Source organism: Dyadobacter sp. 3J3 (genome assembly GCF_009801115.1).
Classification (GTDB): domain Bacteria; phylum Bacteroidota; class Bacteroidia; order Cytophagales; family Spirosomataceae; genus Dyadobacter.
On record NZ_VTOL01000022.1, the window covers coordinates 1 to 19,973 of the forward strand.

The window sequence follows — 19,973 nt, forward strand, 5'->3', positions numbered from 1 at the left end:
AAAAAGTAATCCGAACCAAACTTTGCGATGAATTCAAATTCATTACAGAAACGGTTTTGCTGCAGAGAGCTTTCATAAAGTTATTAATCACGAAACAAAATTCCTTATTGGGTAACTTTGCGTGAAATTTTCTAGCAAATATTCTATAAACTTATAATTTTCTCCCCAATACAAATGCACATAAGAAGCGAACGTATTCAGTTTTCGGTAAAGCTGTGTTTCCACTTCCATTCCTTTGGCATTTTTAACAATGACAGATTCAGCACATAAAGCATTTTTCACCAATCTGGAATAATGAAATTCATGTCCTCTCATTTCCAGATCATTCCATCTAACCGTCCGGTATCCCAACGTCAACTTAGAATTTTCCATAGAAGTCGAGGAATCCAGAATACCAGCCATTGGGAAATTTAAGCCTTCGGAAGTAATAATATTTTTTCCTAAATACATCAAACCTCCGCATTCAGCAAAAGTTAACCCGCCATTCAAACAATAAGATTGAATACTTTCAAGCATTGACTTATTCTCACTTAATCCATCAGCAAACAATTCAGGATAACCACCAGGCAGATATAAGAAATCCGTTTCAGGAAGTTCCTTATCATGCAATGGACTGAAAAACGTGACCTCGCCTAAGGAAGAAAGTACTTCAATGTTTTGGTGATAAGTAAAAGTAAAAGCTTCATCACGGGCGATGGATATTTTATGTTTTTGAGCTAAAACAGGATTTCGAGATATGGTTTTTGACTCTATTTTGGGAAGGATTTCTCTCTTAGAAATTTCCAGTAACCGATCAATATTTATCGTTTTTGGAATCTCTTCAGCCAGTTTTTCAATGATACTTTCATAATCCGTTTCAGCAGAAATGTGTAATCCCAGATGTCTTGAAGGAATCGATAGCGTTTCATTTTTTGGTAAATAGCCCAACGATTCAATACCGACTTCCTCGCATGCATCTTTCAAAAAACGGTAATGCGATTCGGTACTGACAAAGTTGAAAATCGCTCCGACAACGCGAATGCCTTTATAGAAATTCTTAAAACCATATAACAAAGGGGCTGCGGAATATGCCATTGATTTAGCATTGATCACCAGAATGACCGGAATATCCAGCAACTCCGCAATAGCCGCGCTGCTTCCCTGCATTTTATCAGCACCATCAAAAAGTCCCATAACACCTTCGGTTACGGAAACATCGGATTCACTGGAATATTGAGCGTAAATGTTTTTCACATGTGCTTCCGAAGCCATGAAGGTATCCAGATTTATCCCCGGACTTCCGGATGCTGTGGTATGGTGCTGGGTATCAATATAATCGGGGCCGCATTTGAAAGGCTGAACCGTTAATCCACGATTCTTCAAAGCCCGCAAGAGCCCCAGGGTAAGGGTTGTCTTACCTGAATTACTGGAAGGAGCTGAAATGAGGAAATGAGTCATAGTTTATAGGTTACACAGAGAAACGCAGAGTCAAAAGGAGATACACAGAGATTTTATTTTGAGATAAAGAAAAAACTCTGTGTCCCTCTTTTTAACTCTGTGAATCTCTGTGTAACCTTTTAGCTGCCTATTTCAGTACAGGCAACACCACGTTACTCGCGTTTTTTAGATCGTGATGAACTGTGATTTTGGCTGATTGGAAATCGGATTCGTTGGCTTCGAAGATGTTGATGAATTTTTGCGGGTTACGGTCGACCAGCGGGAACCAGCTGCTTTGGATTTGTACCATCACACGGTGACCTTTTTTGAACGTATGTGCGATTTCATTCAGTTTGAAAGACACTTTTTCAACCTTGTCTTTTACAAACGGTTCCGGTTTTGAGAAGCTGTTACGGAATTTTCCTCGGAAAACTTCCGCTCTTACCATTTGCTGATATCCACTCATATCCAGCGGTTTTGGCTGTCCGCGCTGCACTTGCGCAGGCAAACTATCCGGCCAAACGTCAATTACTTTTACTATAAAATCTGCGTCCGTTCCTGTGATAGAAACAAAAAGATTTGCCGTAATTTCTCCAGTTAAAGTTAAATCTGAGGTTAGAGAATCTGTTTGGAAAAAGATCACATCCGGGCGGCGGGAGGCAAAGCGCTGATCTTCGGCCATGTATTTATTATTTCTGTCGCCGCTGATTTCGTTTGTATATGGAACAGGTTTCGCAGGGTCACTGATATATTCAGTTACTGCTTTTGTCGCCTTTGGTTTTTCAGCGGATAGTTTTCCTTTGGATTGGAAATAAAATGTTTCTGGCTGACTGTTTTTCGGTGGCCATACGTCATAATTTTTCCATTGGTTAGAACCTGTTTCAAAAACCGTAGCTTCTGCCTGGGTGAATTCGCCTTTGTCTTTCAAATAAAAATTGAAAAATTTAGTCTCGATTTCATTCTGGTAATATTGGTTCAAATCGGCACCAAACTGATAATCTGCAAATGATTTCCAGGTTGGAGAAGCCCAGCCGCCGTGTGTCCATGGACCCATAACCAGTCTTGTGTTATTGTTTGGAGATTGTTTTTCAATAGCAGAATATGTTTTCAAAGCACCATAAAGATCTTCCGCATCAAACCATCCGCCGACAACCATCACCGCCGGTTTTATATTATTCAAATGCTTTTTAATATTCCGGGATTGCCAGAATTCGTCGTAAGTGTCGTGGGATGTAACTTGTCGCCAAACACTGTTTGGGTCTGAAAAGTATGCATTTGTATTTGCTTTTTTCAGCGGGCCGAAGTCCAGGAAATATTGATAGGCATCACTAAAATCTGCATTGAAAAATGGTTTGTAACTTTCTCCGTTAGCACTTTTCGGACCGTCGAAATGGCTGTAAAAACCAAAATTATCCATCAGGAAAAATGCACCGTTATGGTTACAGTCGTCTCCTAAAAACTCATCCGACATCGGTGCTTGCGGTGAAACTGCTTTCAGAGCCGGGTGCGCATCCGGCAAAGCAGCCGAAGAATAATAACCCGGAAATGAAATTCCATAGATTCCTACTTTTCCATTGGAAGTTGTATTTTTCAACAGCCATTCAATCGTATCATAAGTATCGCTTGATTCATCGACGTCTTTATTTGTCTTTTTGTTGTCAATAGCCGGCGTCATTTCCCGGAAATTTCCTTCACTTTTATAACGTCCCCGTGCATCCTGATAAACAAAAATGTATTTTTCTTTCATCAAAACACCATTCGGTCCGATGCGTAGACGGTAATTATTTGCACCATACGGACGGCAGGAATAAGGAGTACGCTGCATCAAAATCGGATACTTTTCGTCATTATCTCTTGGGGTGTAAATAGCAGTATATAACTTCACACCATCCCGCATTTCGATGAATTGTTCGGTTTTTTGATAGTTTTTTCTAACCCAACCTGTGTCAGGCATCGCTGCATTTTGGGCATGGGAAAGAAGTGGAAATAAAAATAGGAAGAGGTAAAGAAATCTGTGCTTCATAGGAGTAAGCATTAATGGTTGTTTTGACAAAAATACATTAAGAATCGGGTTTGTTGGTATGGGTGAATTTTAAAGAGGGAGCAAAATAATTTAATCAACTACCGAATTAAATACTAAGTTTGCAGCCGTTAAGTGGTGTGTGAAGTATTATTTGCTTTACGCTTAAAAGGGAATCCGGTGAGAATCCGGAGTAGTACCCGCTGCTGTAAGTTCACTAAAAAGTCACAACATTTTTGCCACTGGGTGGACAATGTTGAATGATAGAATAGGTGAATGACAGAATGATGGAGTGAGCCTGATCTCGGCGGTTTCCACCATTCTATCATTCAAAATTCACTCATTCAAAATTAACCCGGGAAGGCGTTGTGGGTAGAACGAGCCAGAAGACCTGCCATCTAACATCATATTCGGAATGCTTTCGGGAAAAAAGGCGTGAGGTTACTGGTTTGGCAGCGGTATTTTGTTGTCAGGTTGCTTCGTATTGTATTTTCCATAAGTTGCCCGTCGTATGATAAACGGGTTTTCTCAATAACTTATGTGAAAGGAAATGATCAATTATTTACTTGTAGATTCTCTTCTTCTTGGTGTTCAGCACTCTTTTGAGCCGGATCATATGGCGGCTGTTTCTGTTTTGGCCACTGAAAAAAATCAAAAACCAAAAGATCGTTTGAAGCTGATCTGGCGGTCGTCGCATTGGGCGCTCGGACATTCTTTGACGTTGATACTTTTCGCTTGCCTGGTTTTAATATTGAAATCAACAATTTCTCTCAACATTTCTGAAAAAGTTGAACTGGTAATCGGGCCTTTGATGATCTGGTTGGGGATTGTCGCCTTTCGGCGGAATTTCAGAAAGCCTGATTTGACAGTTCAACCGGTAATAGATCAAAAATTCAGCCGCTCATTTTGGGTGGGTATGGTACATGGACTGGCCGGAACTGGCGGTGCCTGCGCAGTAGCGTTAACCTTGGCTGCAAGTGACGCTTATACCGCTGTCTGGATTATTATTCTTCAAAGTTTCGGGATCATTTTCTCTATGTCCGCTTATGGATATTTCTTCGCTTTTTCAATCAATAAATTCGCTGCAAAACGTGATTCAGTTTTGAAAATTATCAATTATGTAGTCGGGACTTTCTCAATCATTATCGGTCTGATTACACTATACGGCGCTTTTGAAGGGCAATAATGCTCAGTGTATTTTCTTTCGTTTCGCTTAAATCGCATACCATTTTATATATCCATACCCAATGAATTTCAATTTTTACCAAGCTACCATTCATCAACTCACGTTTGCAGGTCTACTAGCCATGACCGCCACTTTCTGTGCGCAAGCACAGGAGGTGGTTTTATCTGATTCTACACGAGAAAATATATTGAATCCGGTTGTCGTAACGGCTACACGTTATGAAACCCGGAAAGAAAAAATACCGCAAAAACTGGACATTATTACCCGTCAGGATATCGAAATGACACCTTCAAATGACCTGACGGATATTGTTCGGAAAACCGCCGCGGTGGATGTAATTCAATATCCAAATTTGTCTTCGGGTATCGGTATCCGTGGTTTTCGGCCTCAGTTTTCAGGCTTAAATCAGCGCACTTTATTGCTGATTGACGGACGCGCTGCGGGGGCAACCAATTTATCTCAGATTAATTTGAATGGTGTTGAGAGAATTGAAGTTTTGAAAGGTCCTGCCTCTTCATTGTATGGTTCACAGGCGATGGGCGGCGTGATCAATATCATTACCCAAAGATCAAAAGGCGATACAAAGGGAAATGGATTTCTGGAATACGGCAGTTTTCAATCCTATCAGGCGGGCTTGAATGCAGGCGGGAATCTGACTAAAAAACTGGATTATGATATGTCCTTCTCTTATTTCGAAAGATCGAAAGATTACAAGATCGGGAAATGGAATTTGTTTCGTGATGCTTTTGATTATAACACGGTCAGGAAAAATTACACAGCTCAACCGGTCCAGGATGTTGATGAAACGCTGGCAGACGGCGCGGCGAGACCTTATACGAAACTTCATTATTTCACAGGTTCTTTAAGACTGGGTTACCAGTTAAATGACAATTGGAGAATTGATATCCGTGGCGATAAATTCCAGGCTAAAAATGTAGAATCGCCGGGAGAAATTTCTTCAGGTTCTACTGAGGCAAGTACCAAAGATGTTGATCGCGCAGCATTTGATGTTTCACTAACCGGGAAAATCGGGAATCATAGTCCGAGCCTGAAAGTTTTTACTTCGGAAGAAAATACGAAAAACTATACACTGAATGTTTCCGGCAAACCTGTTGTGCCTTTCCGCTCCGCTGAACTTGGAAATAATTGGAAAGGTATTCAGGTAAAAGATGTCTGGACAATTGGAAATCATTCTTTAATTGTTGGGTATGACTATCTGAATTCATCAACAGAAAGTCGCCGCTGGACAAACGATACTACGGAACGTGCGCCGACGCAGCCTGCTTATGCCATTATTTCTTCTGCATTTTTTGCTCAGGCGATGTTGAATTTTGGGCGATTGACGGTGCAGCCGGGTGTGCGTTATGATCATATTACTTTTGATGTAAAGGAAACGGCGCTTTTGCCAACTTATAAAGCAGGCAAAAAAATGATTCCGTTTACAAGTCCGAGCTTGGGTGTAAGTTATGAACTGATACGTTCCTTACGCGTGAAAGGAACAATCGGTCGTGCTTTTGTGACAACAGACGCTTACAGCGTGGCGGGGTATAATGAAGTGCGTGATGCAAAAGGAAGAATCGCGGTGACCGCCGGAAATCCTGATCTGAAAAATGAAAGCAGTGTGAGCTGGGATTTGGGTTTAAGTTTTAACAAACCAAAAACAGGTCTTTCGGCAAACGTTACTTATTTTTCAACAAAGGTAACAAACCGGATTGCCAAGGTGATCAGAACGGTTAATGAGCCGCTGGCAAATAAAGATGTGATTGTTTCCCGCGCGACATTTGTCAACGCAGCCAATGCAGAAATCCGTGGTTTGGAAACGGAAGTGACGTATGATTTTGGTGCCTTATCAAATTACAGATATTCGCTGAAAACCTTTGTAAACGCTACCTCCATGTTCAAAGCGGCAGAAGATATTGTTGGAACGGACGAGTCAAAAGTAACCCGCGATATTCAGAATGTAGCGAAAAATACATTCAATTATGGTTTGGAATATGATAATTTAAAATGGTTGCGACTTCGTTTATCAGGTCGTACGATTGGAACACGGATGGATATCGATTATACCGATCCAATTAATCCAGTTATCGATTATCCCAAATACATGGTTTTGGATTTTACAGCCGCTTTTAAAATTGCTCAGAAACATACGCTGGCATTGAAAGTGAACAATGTAACAGATGAAAATTATTACGAAAAACGCGGCTATAATTTACCGGGCCGTGCCGTTTCAGTAAGATATACCGTGGCATTTTAATGATTCAAATTTGACTTTTGGTTACCAGAATGCTGAATTGAATTTTAAATAAACAATAATATAAATCCTTCATCCGTACTTTTAGGGTGAAGGATTTTATTTTTACGATACCGCTTAATCCAAATCATCATGAGACAACGGACTTACAACCTGATTTCGACCTCCATTTTATACCTGATGTTTGTTTCAGTCGGTCAGGCCCAATCTGTATTTAATGTCATTCCGCTTGGCGTAAAAGGCGGAGGTGCGGAAGGAAATCTTTCGGCTTATATGGTCGCTCCTGTTAATTCGCAGGCTTATGTTTGTCTGGATGGCGGGACGGTTCGGCAGGGAATTGAAGTCGCAGTTGCCAATGGCGCTTTTGCGGCTACGGCAGATCAGGTTTCAAGAAGTTTTGTTAAAGGATTTCTTATTTCTCACGCACATCTTGATCACGTTTCAGGTATGATCACAAACGCGCCAGAGGATACAGCGAAGTTTATTTATGCATTTCCAAAATGCCTGGAAATTATAAAAAATCACTATTTCAATTGGGAAAGCTGGCCGAATTTTGGAAGTGAAGGTGTCAATCCTTTGAAAAAATATACCTACAAACCATTGTCAGAAGGCCAGGATATCCCGCTGGAAAATACAGAAATGACATTAAAAACTTTCTCGTTGAGCCATGGAAACCCTTATGAAAGTGCCGCTTTTTTAATTCAAACTAATGGAAAACAAGTTTTGTATTTTGGAGATACGGGTCCGGACGAGGTTGAAAAATCTACTAAACTTCAAAAAGTGTGGGAAGCAGTTGCTCCTTTGATCAAGGCAAAAACCTTGACCGGAATTTTTATGGAAGTTTCGTATCCGAACGAACAGCCGGACAACAAACTTTTTGGTCATTTAACACCCAATTGGTTAATGAAGGAAATGGAAAAATTGGCGGTTTTGGCAGGCAAGGAAAATATGCGGGATTTGAGAGTGATTATCACCCATATCAAACCAGCCGGCCAGAATGAGATAATTATTAAAGGTCAGCTCGAAAGTAATAATGCTTTGGGCCTAAAAATCATTTATCCGGAACAAGGAACCGCTTTTGAATTATAAAACCACGAATACATCAATCATACTTTCGTGAAAATTGGTGTATTCGTGGAAGAAGAATTTCAGAACAATCCCGTTTGTTTCAAAGCATTTGGATTGTGTGGGATTTTAATATCGGTACCAAATTCCTTATTTACTTTTTCAATCAGATAGGCCGATAAGAGTGGAGAAGCTTCTTCGTGGTTTTGGTGGACAAAGAAGAAAATATTATCAATTCCTTCTTCTACCCAAAGTTTGAGACGATCCATCCAGTCATCCAAACGCGAATAATCAGAATCCACATTGGCTCCGTTATAACGGATAAATGCAGTTGGCGTGGTCAAGCGCATGTGTAATAAATCGCGGCGGCCAGCTGTATCTGTGATGATGTGTGTTATATTTTTCTTTTCCAGCTGCGCGTATAATTGGCTGGTGTCCCAGGAGCTATCGTACCAGCCGGTATGTCTTAATTCCAACGCAAGCGGAAAACCGGAAGGCCAGTCTTCCAGATAATCTCTTAGTATTTCCCAGTTTTTCGGGCCAAAATTATCCGGCATTTGTAAAAACAACATGCCCAGCTTTTCTTCCAGATGCGAAATATGATCAAGATAAACGCTTGTAGGTTGTTCAGCATCTTTTAATCTTTTCCAATGACTGATTCCCTGATGCAATTTTGGGAAAAATCGAAATCCTTCCGGCGTTTTGGTATGCCAGCTATCAATCGTTTCAAGCGGGAAATTATTGTAAAAAGTGGCGTTAAGTTCAATGCTGTTGAATTGGGTTGAATAATATGCCAATTCATCTTTTGTACCTTTCGGATAAAAATTCTTTAAATCTGATTTATTCCATTTAGCACAACCGATATAAATAGCTGGCTTGCCTTTTTTTGATTTTTCTAAAATGAGCTTGTTGTCTTTATTATCCGGTGGAAGTACGAAATCAACTACTTCAGGGGTATCAATTTTTCCGAATTTCATGGCTGGTTGGTTAGTATCCTGGTTTTCTTTTGGGATAATAAATATAATGAATCATCAGGGGCTAAGAACTCTGTTAGCTCATGACCTAAAAAAGAAGTGCCATGGCGATAACTTAACCATGGCACTTTTCAATATTATGTTTAATTATCTTCCGAAATCGTCCTGAACGCGAACGATGTCATCCTCATCAGAAGGATTCGAAGGATCCGTATGTTGCCAGATTTCTGCAACTACGCCCCATTCATCAACACCGATCAGACGGTGACGTTCACCCTGATTAAGGCTTATCACCGTTCCTATTGGCAATTGTTTCATTTCGGTTTCTTCATCCGTATCGCTGATCACGATACCAGCATTACCTCCAATTACTTTCCAGATTTCGGCACGACGATGGTGGTATTGCCACGAAAGACGTTTTTCCGGTGCGACTACTAATATTTTGGGGCTCAGTTTGTCGTATCCTGCAAAATCTTCCAAGGAAAGATGCGGAAAGAAAGTTTTGATAAACTCTGGAGCCTGACTTTCGTCAAGTACAAAAAAGCCTCCCCAGGGACGGGAATGATCTTTGGCCACCACTGAAAAGCCTTGTTCGTCGATGAACTTCTGAACATTTTCGAAAACAACAGCTTTTTCGGTCGAAGCTGGAAATACATCAAGCATATTTGATAAGTTTGGTTAAGATCCGGTAGAAGTTCAAAATTAGGATAAAAAGCAAAAAGATGCTCCAAAACTTTTGGAGCATCTTTTTGATAAGTGAAAATACTTATTGTTTATCCCACCACATACGGCCAAGGAAAGTATCACCGCCAATGCGTGTAACTGCTTCGTTGTAATTAGTTTCGTTAACCGCTTTTTCATTAATCGGCAAGATCAGACGGCGCGGGATAACGCCACCAGTCTGGTTGCCAGGATAGTTTGTTGGTTTCAGTGCCGGAATTCCGGTTCTGCGCCAGTTTGCCCATCCTTCATAATGATTGAAAGTGGAAGCCGTCAGAATGAATATTTCATCATGGATCTGCGTCATTTTATCTGCCAGACTTCCTGATGCAGGATATGGATTTGCAGCAACATAAGCAGCAGGATCTGAAACAACCGCAGTTGCATCGTAGACTACCAACTGCGTAACGGCCGCTTTTTGTCCGTCTTCAAATGTTGCCTGTGCAGTTCCGGTTACCCAGCCTCTTTCAATTGCTTCTGTTTTAAGGAATTGTGTTTCAGCAAAAGTTAACAGCACATTCGGATCAGCATCGTCATACATCAAATCCGTTGGGCGAGAATAATTTTTGATATTGGCATCACCTGTTACGGTAACCAAACCGTTTGGTCCGCTGCTTTTGTCAAGTCCGTTAGGCAATCCTTTTTGGTCTGCGGGTACTCTGTCGCCATTAGCCAATTGAGCAATAATGCCAAGACGAGGATCTTTTCTCACTTTCATCATATCAATCAGCGTTTTTGACCATTGAAGATTGTCGCCTTTCACAAGGCCACGGCCGATACCTAAGTTGTATGAATTAGGATTCCGGCTGGCGGTTGAACCACCCGAATGATGGAACATAAATGTATCATCATTTGATGTCATCAAACCTTTATCAACAGCCTTTTTAGCATAGGCCTGGGCAGCGGCCGGATCTGATTTCTGCATGCGCATTGCCAAACGAAGCATTAGCGAATTGGCAAATTTTTTCCATTGCGGGATATTACCGTTGTAAACGAAATCAGCATCTGTCGGGATATATTTCGAAGCGTCCAAAGCTGTTCCTGCTTCATCCAGTTCTTTTACCATATCAGCGTAGATCGTCTGCTGGGTATCATACTTAGGCTTGTAAATATTACTGATAAATGCTTTTCCGGCTTCTGAGTAAGGTATGTCACCATACAAATCAGTGATGATATGCATTTGCTCAACTTTCAGAATTCTTGCCATGGACAGAATGTTTACGTTGGCAGGATCTACTGAGGCTTGTGAAATAATATCAGCGAGATTTTTTACGGAATTTACATATGAATCAGCGAAATATGCACCACTGTTATCAGCATTATAAGTGTATTTGTCTCCTGCGTAGTAGTCATCCACAGATGCCATTTGCTGAACGATCATGGCAGAATAAATAAAGTTTGCTCTCCATACTTTATAACCGGGGTCACCGGCAGATCCTGAAATCTGCAATTGCGCTTGTCCTAAAAGATAATCCAAAGGTACCTTAGAAGGAGAGGTTGGGTTTACGTTGATTTCCTCAAAATCTTTGGTACAGGCCCCCGCAGCAAAGGTCAGGGCCAACATAACTGCTATTTTACGTATCATAAGAAGTTTCATATTAGAATTTCAGGTTAAGGTTAACACCAATACTGAGGGTAGTAGGTACACCGGCGAATTCGTAACCTTGTGCGTTACCATTCCCGTAAGTAGATTCCGGATCGATGTTTGGCGTTTTCTTCATCAGAATGGCAAGGTTTCTTCCAACCAACGAGATCGAAATTCCTTTGAAAGGAGACTTCCCAAATACTCTTGCAGGGATTGAATAATCAATAATTACCTGGCGAAGTTTGATAAAATTAGAGCTGTATACGAACGGCTCACCGAAGTTGTAAAGGTTTTCGTAGTACTGAGTAGCAGGAACGCTTACAGTATTCGGCTCACCTTTGCTGTTAACACCTTTTCCTACGACACCGCCTTCACGTCCTACCAAAGTTTCTTTTGTGAGACCGTAGCGAGTTGCCAAAGCGTTGGTGCCGGAATAAATGTGGCCTCCGAATCTACCATCGATCAATACGGACAGACCTACGCCTTTGTATCTGAAAGAGTTGGTGATACCCATTGTGTATGGAGAAATACCGGTTCCGTAAGATTTTAATTCACCTGTTTGAGGCAAACCCTGATCATTGAAAACTACATTTCCTTTTCCGTCTCTGATGAATGAGTTGGCTTTCAACAAGCTGAAAGGTTTTCCAACTTCCTGGAATACGTAAGCCGTTTGAGAACGGGGATTATCCACTGTGATATTTGGAAGATTGTCAGCAAGATATACTACCAAACTTTTGTTATAACCCAAGTTATAGGAAACATCCCAAGTGAATTTTGATCCTTTTACTAAATCATAGTTTAAGGCAAGTTCAACTCCTTTGTTGGAGATTTCACCCAGGTTTAAAAGTGCACCTGTGAAACCTGATGTTCCTGAAATCGAAGCCGATACGATATCATTGTAAGTATGACGGTTATAAAATGTTGCATCAATTCCCAATTTGTTATTGAACATGCGGGTTTCAAGACCAAATTCATACGTTTTTGTTGTAAGTGGTTTCAAGAATGCGTTTGGTACAACGCTCCCGTTGATCTGAGCCAATGGGGAGCCAACTGATCCAGGGAATCCAATATGCGCACCGGAAAGTGAATAATAAAGCGACAAACGATATGGATCTGTGTCACCACCTGCTTTTGCCCATGAACCTCTCAATTTTGCAAAATTGATAATCGATGGCATTTTTACGGCTTCTGACAAGACGAAACTACCGGCTACCGACGGGTAAAACAAGCTATTGTTTTTTGGGTTCAAAGTCGAAAACCAGTCATTACGGCCTGTTACAGTCAGGTATGCATAGTTTTTGTAAGAAAGTTCAGCCGAACCATATACTGAATTAATTCTTTTCTCAATATAATTGTAAGAAGCAGAACGCGAAGCAGGGCTGATGTTGGTGATGTCATAAAAGAACGGAATGTTGAAACTGGATCCGCTGATATAATCTTGTCTGCGAACCTGTTTCATCAGGTTACCGGCAACAAGTGCATTCAGGTTGAAGTTACTTGACAGTTTTTTGTTCAAACCTAACAACAACTCGGAGTTAACTTCTGAGAAGTTCTGAATGTTTTTGTCATATCCTCCAAGCGGCGTATAAGGTGTTCCAGTTGGTGTAATGGCAGTATAGTTGTAGAAATATTTATCAAAACCAACACGTGCTTTTACATATAGCCAGTCAGTCAGATTGTATCTTGGCTCGAAAGAAGCCATAAATCTGTCCTTGTTATCGTCTTGCTTGAATTGTGTTGCAGCGAAATAAGCGTTGTCTACATAAATATTATCACCCCAAACCTGCTCGTAACCTTTAGCATCAAGCATACTTTGTTTCATTGTTGCCACGCTCAAAGAAGTCGGCATGTTGATCAAAGTATAATTTGCATTACCCGGTGAATCGGATACTTTCGGACGGTTATGGTTTTTCTCTTTAACATATTTAATGTTGGCAAGAATCGTAAAATTTTTGCTCAGGTTAGCATTAACGTTCAAAGCGTAGTTTTGTCTGTCCAGCGTGTTGTCCGGAATAAGGCCTTTATTGTTCATATTAGCCAAAGACAAACGGTATGTCATTTTTTCTGTTGCACCAGTCAATGCCACAGAGTTGTTGAATGTGCTACCTGTGTTGTAAAATTTGGTAAGGTTATCTTTTACAGCAGAATAAGGCCTCGAAACACCATCATACTGAATTACAGGTGATCCGTCAAGTTTCGCGCCAAAGCTTGAAGAAAGCATGGCCTCTGTCTGTGTAGTTGGTTTTACACCACCACGTCCCAAACCATATTCATACTGGAAATCTTTCCATTTTGTGATCAGCAGGTTATCCATTGTGATGTTGGAATTAATTTCAACACCCAATCCTTTTCCGATTTTTCCGCCTTTTGTTGTTACCAGAATTGCACCATTAGAAGCACGTGAACCATAAAGTGCTGCCGCAGTAGCACCTTTCAAAACGCTCATGGTTTCAATTTCGGATGGGTTCAAACTGGAAATACCATCACCACGGTCACCACCGCCCCACATACCGGCAGCACCAAGGTTACTGTTGTCAATAGGAATACCGTCGATAATGATCAGTGGTTGGTTGTTTCCGTCTATAGAACCATTTCCACGTAATGTTATACGCGTAGATCCGCCCGGGCCGGTGGCAGTACTGGTAATGTTCAAACCAGCAACTTTACCAACCAATGAGTTGGCGATGTTGGTAGAACGTGCAGTTGAAAGTTCTTCTCCTTTTATTTCAGAAACGGAATATCCCAGTGCTTTTTTCTCTTTTTTGATACCAAGGGCTGTCACTACTACCTCGTTCAAAGCCGTTGCTTCCACCGCAAGGGACACGTTCAAAACCGACGCATTAACTGTAACGTCCTTTGAATTGTAACCGATGTAGCTGAAAGTCAAAACTTTTCCTTTTTCAGCCAAAATACTGAACTCTCCTTTGTCATTTGTTGTCGTGCCCCGGTTGGTTCCTTTAAGGACCACATTGACACCTGCAATTTCACTTCCTCCATCCTCGCTCACTTTCCCTGTTACTGTCATTTCCTGGGCAAAGCCCACGGTGACTAGTAAAGAGAGGAGGAATAACACTGGGATTAGTACAATTTTTCGCATACCACTTTTGTAGGTTTTAAAATAGGTTAACTGGACTTTTTATTGAAAATTAGAATAATTATATATACAAGAATAAAATTGTATTTTTCTGTGGATATAATCAAAATAATTATTTCAAATGTACTATTTTAAAAATAAGTAAGCATAATCTTATTTTATCAGAAAATAACACATTTTTTAATGACTGTTAAAAAATTAGACTAACTGACGTATCATTTGTGTCGTTTGGAAAGTCATAAATAAGACATTAAAGTTCTTAAAATAAGGGTTTTGATTGGTAGTTTAATTGGGTTTGTTAAACAGAAAGCCAGGTAATCCCAAGTCTGGTACAAATAATGATTTTTTGAAAGGTTAGGTTAAAATTTGCCTGTTATTTAAGTTGAAATCTTTAAAAAGACAGATTTACTATTTCTGATCAAGCCCGTAAACGTCTAAATTGGGCTCATACGGGTAAAAATCACATGACTGAATACAATAAACGTAAACGATTACGGAAATTTTGTATCGTGGGATTTTACAAGAATGAAAAATTTATAGGAGAAGAAAGAGGTGAGACAGCCACTAATGTAGCCCTGTCCGAAACTGGAAATAGTTATAAATTTATATCCTTCGTAAAATCTCAATGCAAGCTCTTGTGTTGTGGTACGGGCATTTCCAAAAACCGATCTTATCCTCGTTCATTTTTGAGTAATCGTCATAAACACCCCAAAACCATTCACCATTTTTCTTGTCGAGCAAATGTTTTTGAATAAACGCCCAAAGGCCAAATGCTTTTTTTAGATAACTTTCGTCGTCGCTGATCTGGTATGCATTTAAATAGCCAACCATACCTTCTGCTGACACCCACCATTCCCGATGCGTATCCGGGTGGTGCGTTGATAGGTCATACTCATGAATTAAACTGCCGTCGGGCATAAAACCTTTTGCGGCTGCATCGGACATTTTTATTGCAATTTCCTTCCATTTATCTACTAAAAACTCATCATCCAGAATCTCCGCCGCCGCCTGCAAAAGCCATGTTGCTTCTACATCATGGCCATAAGAAATAGCTTTGGACTTGCTTTCCCAATGATCATTAAAAAATAATTGCAAGTGAAAACTGTCGGGATCAATGATTTGCTTTTCAAATATTTCAAGCAAACGCTTTATCCTGTCAGCTAACCGTTTTTCAGGCCAAATCCGATACAGATTTACATAGGCTTCAATAATATGTAAATGCGTATTCATCGTTTTCGGATCGTTACGGTCTTTTTCGCTTAAACGCAAATCTTCCAAAAGCTCCCAATCTTGACTGAAAGCTTCCCAATAACCACCATTTTTATAATCGTAACTGTGATTTTCAATTAGATCAAAAAGCGTAATTGCGAAATCCAGGACTTCTTGTTTTTTGTTATTTTGATAAAATTCACTTAGTCCGTAAATCGTAAAGGCCAATCCGTAAATTTGTTTTCTGGTATTAAGTGGTTTACCGGATGCGTCAACCGACCAAAAAACGCCACCATTTTCCTGATCACGGAAATGATTTTGAATATATTGGTAAGCGCGCTCTGCCAGTGAATAATGGACCGGATTTTGAAATTTATTAAAAGCCGCAGAAAAAGTCCACAGGATACGTGCATTTAATACGCAGCCTTTTTCTGCATCGGGATGAACATTTCCCTCGTTATCGAGTTTTCCAATAAAACCTCCTTGTTGAACATCTACGGAATTATTTACCCAAAAATCTAAAATCGAATGTAGTTTGTTCTCAATTTCAGATTTAAATTGTGTCAGTTTTTCTAACATTATATTGCAACATAATGACCCGCAAGAGTCAGGTTTTTATTGATTTACAGAAAGTTTGTTTTTAATCATTGGTGGTCGGGAGTTTGTCATACCAGGTTTTCCAAAGTATAACAACACAAAGCGCAAGTACTGCCGCAGTAATTCCGGTTTGCTTAGGCATCATTAAAACCGCAAAAACGGGTAGGGCGGTTATGGAAGTTTGTCCGATAATGCCAACGATAACGTTGAACATATCCATTTGGAAATTTTTATTTGCGCTAAAAGTTGGATCTTCCTTCATCACTTCATCATGAACAGGCCCCCAGAAACCCCATGGTTTAACGGTTTTGTAAAACTTTTTCAAAATTTCGATATCGGTAGCTGGTTTCATGAATGAGCCGCCAACTGAGCCCAGAACTGATAAAATCAGAATAATTGGGAAATAATACAGCGGCAAGGTATCTGTAAAAATATAAGGCAAGAGCATAGCCGAGAGAATACCAGCAAGCATTCCCCAAAAAAAACCGTTACTATTAAATCTCCACCAATGCCATTTTAAAACATTAGCCGCAATGTATCCTCCATAAAGTGCAGACACGATCCATTGTAAAATACTATTGACGTCTCTGACAAAAAATCCCAGGGAAATACTTATAGCAACAACCACGATCCCTGTCAGGTAATTCATTTTGGTGATTTGCTTGCTGTCAGCATTTGGGTTAAAAGATTTCAGGTAAATATCATTCACTAAGTAGGCCTGTGCAGCGTTGAAAGTTCCGGCAAAAGTTCCCATAAATGCACCCATTAAACCCACTAAAACCAAACCCAGAAGTCCGGAAGGAATATAAGCATTTAGGACAGCGGGTAAAATGCGTTCAAAATCCGGCCCGTTTGGTGAGATTATATTAATGTCTTTGTAATAAAGTAAACCTAAAATTGCAATCCCGATAATAAACAAATAACGTGTTGGCAATAAAACCACGTTCACGATCATACTCATCAGCGCAGCTTCCCGGGGTGATTTTGTGGAAAGGATTTTCTGCATATCATAATTTGGCGCCGGTCCGGCCAGACTTGAAAGAATTCCTTTGGCAGTCATTAAAGCAAAGAAATAACCAAAAGGTGAAAAACCGTCTGCCGAAATTTTATCATTTACTTCGTTGATATAGCCAGTCCAGTCAAGATTTAAATCTTTTCCAAAAAAAAGATCAGTCCAGCCAGCGGGAACAGGCAGGCTTCCATGTACGGCTAAGGCATTCATTGCAATAATGGCAATAGCGAAAGATACAAAAACCATGATCACATAATGAATCAAATCCGCCCATACAATACTTTTCATTCCACCTAAAAGAGAATAAAAAACGGTGAATAAAGTAAAGATAATGCCATAAGTATGTGCTACATATTCGGGTGCCAGCCTGATAGGAACATAAGGCTGAACGAGAGGCCATGGAATAAAAATCTGTATAAATTTTCCCAAACCTATGAATCCATAAGCCATAAAACCGAGGCAGCTTAATAAAGCAAAGGCAATAATTATTTTATGAGAAAGCTGCGCATCAGCTTTATTGCCAAAGCGAGTCAACATCCATTCTGCACCGGTAGAAACATTGGATCTGCGTAGCCAGATGGATAAATAAACCATCATGAAAATCTGGTTGAAAACAGGCCATAGCCAGGGAAGCCATATACTTTTAACCCCATAAACAAACATGATCGCGACCATCCAGGCTGTGCCGGAAATATCAAACATGCCAGACGCATTGGAAACTCCGAGCATCCAGTAAGGCATTGATTTTCCACCTAACAGATAATCGTTTTTGCTCCTTTCTGCCTGTTTTTTGAGCACAATTCCTATAACGGTTACCAACACCAGATAGGTTATAATAACCAGGAAATCGACCAGTTGAATTTTCATTTATGAAAGGTTTAAAAAAAAGCGCTGGTTATTTCCCGACCGGTTTACCATACAAATTTTCACTGGCGATATTTTGCTCCAATAGAATAGGCCCCCGATTGCTGTAATTTTTTATGCTAACCAGCGCATAGCTTAAACCTGAATTTTCAGAAGTTGGCTTAAGAAAAGCAATTTTATGTATTTGTGCGACTGAAAATCCGGTAGCACGCAGGGAAATTCCCAAGGATAAAAAAATTGGAGGTGCAGATTTTATCAAGGCGTTTTAATTAATCTTTTGGTGTAATTTAGGAACTGCGAAGTTAACTTATGTTATTAGGATGGAGGTAAAACGCTTTTATTCTTTTAAGTATTAAATTTATTGAGGATTTTTAATTCATTTCAAAAATTAAAGAATTTCAATCCGTGGGAGTATCCTGTTTACAGGAATTCTTATGGGTATTTATATTATTACGAAAGTAAGTTTTTATAAACAGGGCGCCCTATAAGCACATCTATTAAACACAATACGATCAATAACCAGGATTTTGTTGCAGTCCCCGTGTTTAAACTTCGTTCAAAAGAAGGGGTGAAGCCGGATCAAAGGCACATTTTCTACGAAGCAGATCAGGGGCAAGGTTTCATAAATTGGGTAAAAAATGCATACATCTTACTAGCTGGACAGGATGGGTTTTCTGCTTGCGCTAGTTTTTAGATTTAATGAAGTGTTTGGGTATCATCATTTAATATCAAGGCTTCTCAATGATTGTACGAAGCTTGACAACAATTGACAACTCATAACAATAAATGAATTTTTTTTTGATTGAGACAAAAAAATGGGCGACATCGCTGCCGCCTATTTTACCAGATTTATGTCTTGATCAGACTTTCAAAGTCCAGCCAAATATGTCTTCTGTTTTTCCTGTACGGATTTCAGTAAGATAATCTTTCACTTTGTTTACAAATGAATCTTCTTTCAACTCGGGAAGTGCGTAATCAACACCTTCGTAAGCGATTGTCGCAAAAGGAGAAACCACAACGGCAGTTCCGGCACCAAATGCTGATTCAAGACGATTTTCTTTTAAAGCTTCAATTATTTCCTTTACAGAAATTCTGCGTTCTTCAACCGGTATTCCCCAGTGGTGAGCGATAGCTACGATACTTTTACGGGTGATTCCGTCAAGTGTTGTATCAGAAACAAAAGGCGTTACCAATTTTCCGTCCATGACAAACATCACGTTCATCGTTCCGGATTCTTCGATATAAGCATGCTCACGGGCATCCGTCCAGATCAACTGGTCGTAACCTTCTTCCTGTGCTAGTTTGGCAGGATAAAGTGAACCTGCATAATTACCAGCACATTTTGTTCCGCCAACACCACCTTCGGCAGCGCGGATAAAATGTGTTTCAACTTTAACACGCGGAGGTTTCGCATAATATGTTCCTACCGGGGAAGTAAAGATGATAAAGGTATAGGTATCAGATGGTTTTACGCCGACATAGGCGTCAGTCGCAAACATGTAGGGGCGAATATACAAGGAGCAGCCTTCCTGGGAAGGAACCCATGCAGCATCCAGTCGCAAAAGTTCTGTTAAGCCACCCATAAATACTTCCTCAGGAATTGATGGCATGCACAGACGTTCCGCAGATTTATTGAAACGTTTCCAGTTATCAATCGCACGGAAAAGAAGTGTATCTCCTTCTTCACTTTTGTAGGCTTTCATACCTTCAAAAATTGCCTGACCATAATGTAAAGCGGCGGTTGCAGGGCTAAGTGAAAGATCGCCGTAAGGGACGATCCGGGAATTTTGCCACTGGCCATCACGGTATTCGGCAACGAACATATGGTCGGCGATGTTCCGGCCAAAAACAAGGTTATTAAAATCAACCTCTTGCAAACGTGAATTATTCGTTTGCTGAATCTCTATTTGCAATGTGTCGGCAGTCATAAGCCCTAAATTTATGCTGAAAATTAAGTAGTTTCTTGGTTTTTTATTA

The 19,973-nt window shown here is 40.2% G+C and carries 12 protein-coding genes and 1 riboswitch; of the genes, 3 read left to right on the forward strand and 9 right to left on the reverse strand.

What is annotated here, in order from left to right; translation table 11 throughout:
- Positions 1–87: 87 nt before the first annotated feature.
- Together FZF08_RS28915 and FZF08_RS28920 are read right to left on the reverse strand one after the other, a co-directional pair.
- Positions 88–1,437: a cobyrinate a,c-diamide synthase gene (locus tag FZF08_RS28915; RefSeq protein ID WP_159477425.1), complete on the reverse strand. Its 1,350-nt coding sequence runs from the start codon at positions 1,435–1,437 to the stop codon at positions 88–90.
- 127 nt (positions 1,438–1,564) lie between these two features.
- Positions 1,565–3,439 (reverse strand): CocE/NonD family hydrolase, encoded by a 1,875-nt coding sequence (locus FZF08_RS28920; RefSeq protein ID WP_159477428.1) that lies wholly within the window; start codon positions 3,437–3,439, stop codon positions 1,565–1,567.
- 116 nt (positions 3,440–3,555) lie between these two features.
- Positions 3,556–3,850: riboswitch (cobalamin riboswitch) on the forward strand.
- A gap of 136 nt (positions 3,851–3,986) precedes the next feature.
- Here FZF08_RS28920 and FZF08_RS28925 point away from each other — a divergent pair.
- The 3 genes from FZF08_RS28925 (at position 3,987) to FZF08_RS28935 (ending at position 7,965) form a co-directional block, all read left to right on the forward strand.
- On the forward strand, positions 3,987–4,622 hold the full coding sequence (locus tag FZF08_RS28925; protein WP_159477431.1) for a cytochrome c biogenesis protein CcdA: 636 nt from the start codon (positions 3,987–3,989) through the stop codon (positions 4,620–4,622).
- Positions 4,623–4,683: 61 nt separating this feature from the next.
- Complete coding sequence (locus tag FZF08_RS28930) at positions 4,684–6,879, forward strand: TonB-dependent siderophore receptor (RefSeq protein ID WP_159477434.1); 2,196 nt, start codon at positions 4,684–4,686, stop codon at positions 6,877–6,879.
- A 129-nt stretch (positions 6,880–7,008) separates the two neighbouring features.
- Positions 7,009–7,965: an MBL fold metallo-hydrolase gene (locus FZF08_RS28935; RefSeq protein ID WP_159477437.1), complete on the forward strand. Its 957-nt coding sequence runs from the start codon at positions 7,009–7,011 to the stop codon at positions 7,963–7,965.
- A gap of 59 nt (positions 7,966–8,024) precedes the next feature.
- Here FZF08_RS28935 and FZF08_RS28940 read toward each other — a convergent pair whose 3' ends face one another.
- The 7 genes from FZF08_RS28940 to FZF08_RS28970 all read right to left on the reverse strand — a co-directional run bounded on the left by FZF08_RS28940 (position 8,025) and on the right by FZF08_RS28970 (position 19,924).
- Positions 8,025–8,918: a DUF72 domain-containing protein gene (locus FZF08_RS28940; RefSeq protein WP_159477440.1), complete on the reverse strand. Its 894-nt coding sequence runs from the start codon at positions 8,916–8,918 to the stop codon at positions 8,025–8,027.
- A gap of 144 nt (positions 8,919–9,062) precedes the next feature.
- A complete protein-coding gene (locus tag FZF08_RS28945) occupies positions 9,063–9,578 on the reverse strand; it encodes a phosphoheptose isomerase (RefSeq protein WP_159477443.1) in 516 nt (171 codons plus the stop codon).
- A gap of 103 nt (positions 9,579–9,681) precedes the next feature.
- Complete coding sequence (locus FZF08_RS28950; RefSeq protein ID WP_159477446.1) at positions 9,682–11,220, reverse strand: SusD/RagB family nutrient-binding outer membrane lipoprotein; 1,539 nt, start codon at positions 11,218–11,220, stop codon at positions 9,682–9,684.
- A 13-nt stretch (positions 11,221–11,233) separates the two neighbouring features.
- Positions 11,234–14,317: a SusC/RagA family TonB-linked outer membrane protein gene (locus FZF08_RS28955; protein WP_159477448.1), complete on the reverse strand. Its 3,084-nt coding sequence runs from the start codon at positions 14,315–14,317 to the stop codon at positions 11,234–11,236.
- Between the two features lie 600 nt (positions 14,318–14,917).
- The gene (locus FZF08_RS28960; RefSeq protein ID WP_159477451.1) at positions 14,918–16,102 is read right to left on the reverse strand and encodes an AGE family epimerase/isomerase; all 1,185 of its coding nucleotides are present in this window, start codon (positions 16,100–16,102) and stop codon (positions 14,918–14,920) included.
- 61 nt (positions 16,103–16,163) lie between these two features.
- On the reverse strand, positions 16,164–17,999 hold the full coding sequence (locus FZF08_RS28965; protein WP_159477454.1) for a sodium:solute symporter family protein: 1,836 nt from the start codon (positions 17,997–17,999) through the stop codon (positions 16,164–16,166).
- Positions 18,000–18,856: 857 nt separating this feature from the next.
- Complete coding sequence (locus tag FZF08_RS28970) at positions 18,857–19,924, reverse strand: branched-chain amino acid aminotransferase (RefSeq protein ID WP_159477457.1); 1,068 nt, start codon at positions 19,922–19,924, stop codon at positions 18,857–18,859.
- Positions 19,925–19,973 lie beyond the last annotated feature (49 nt).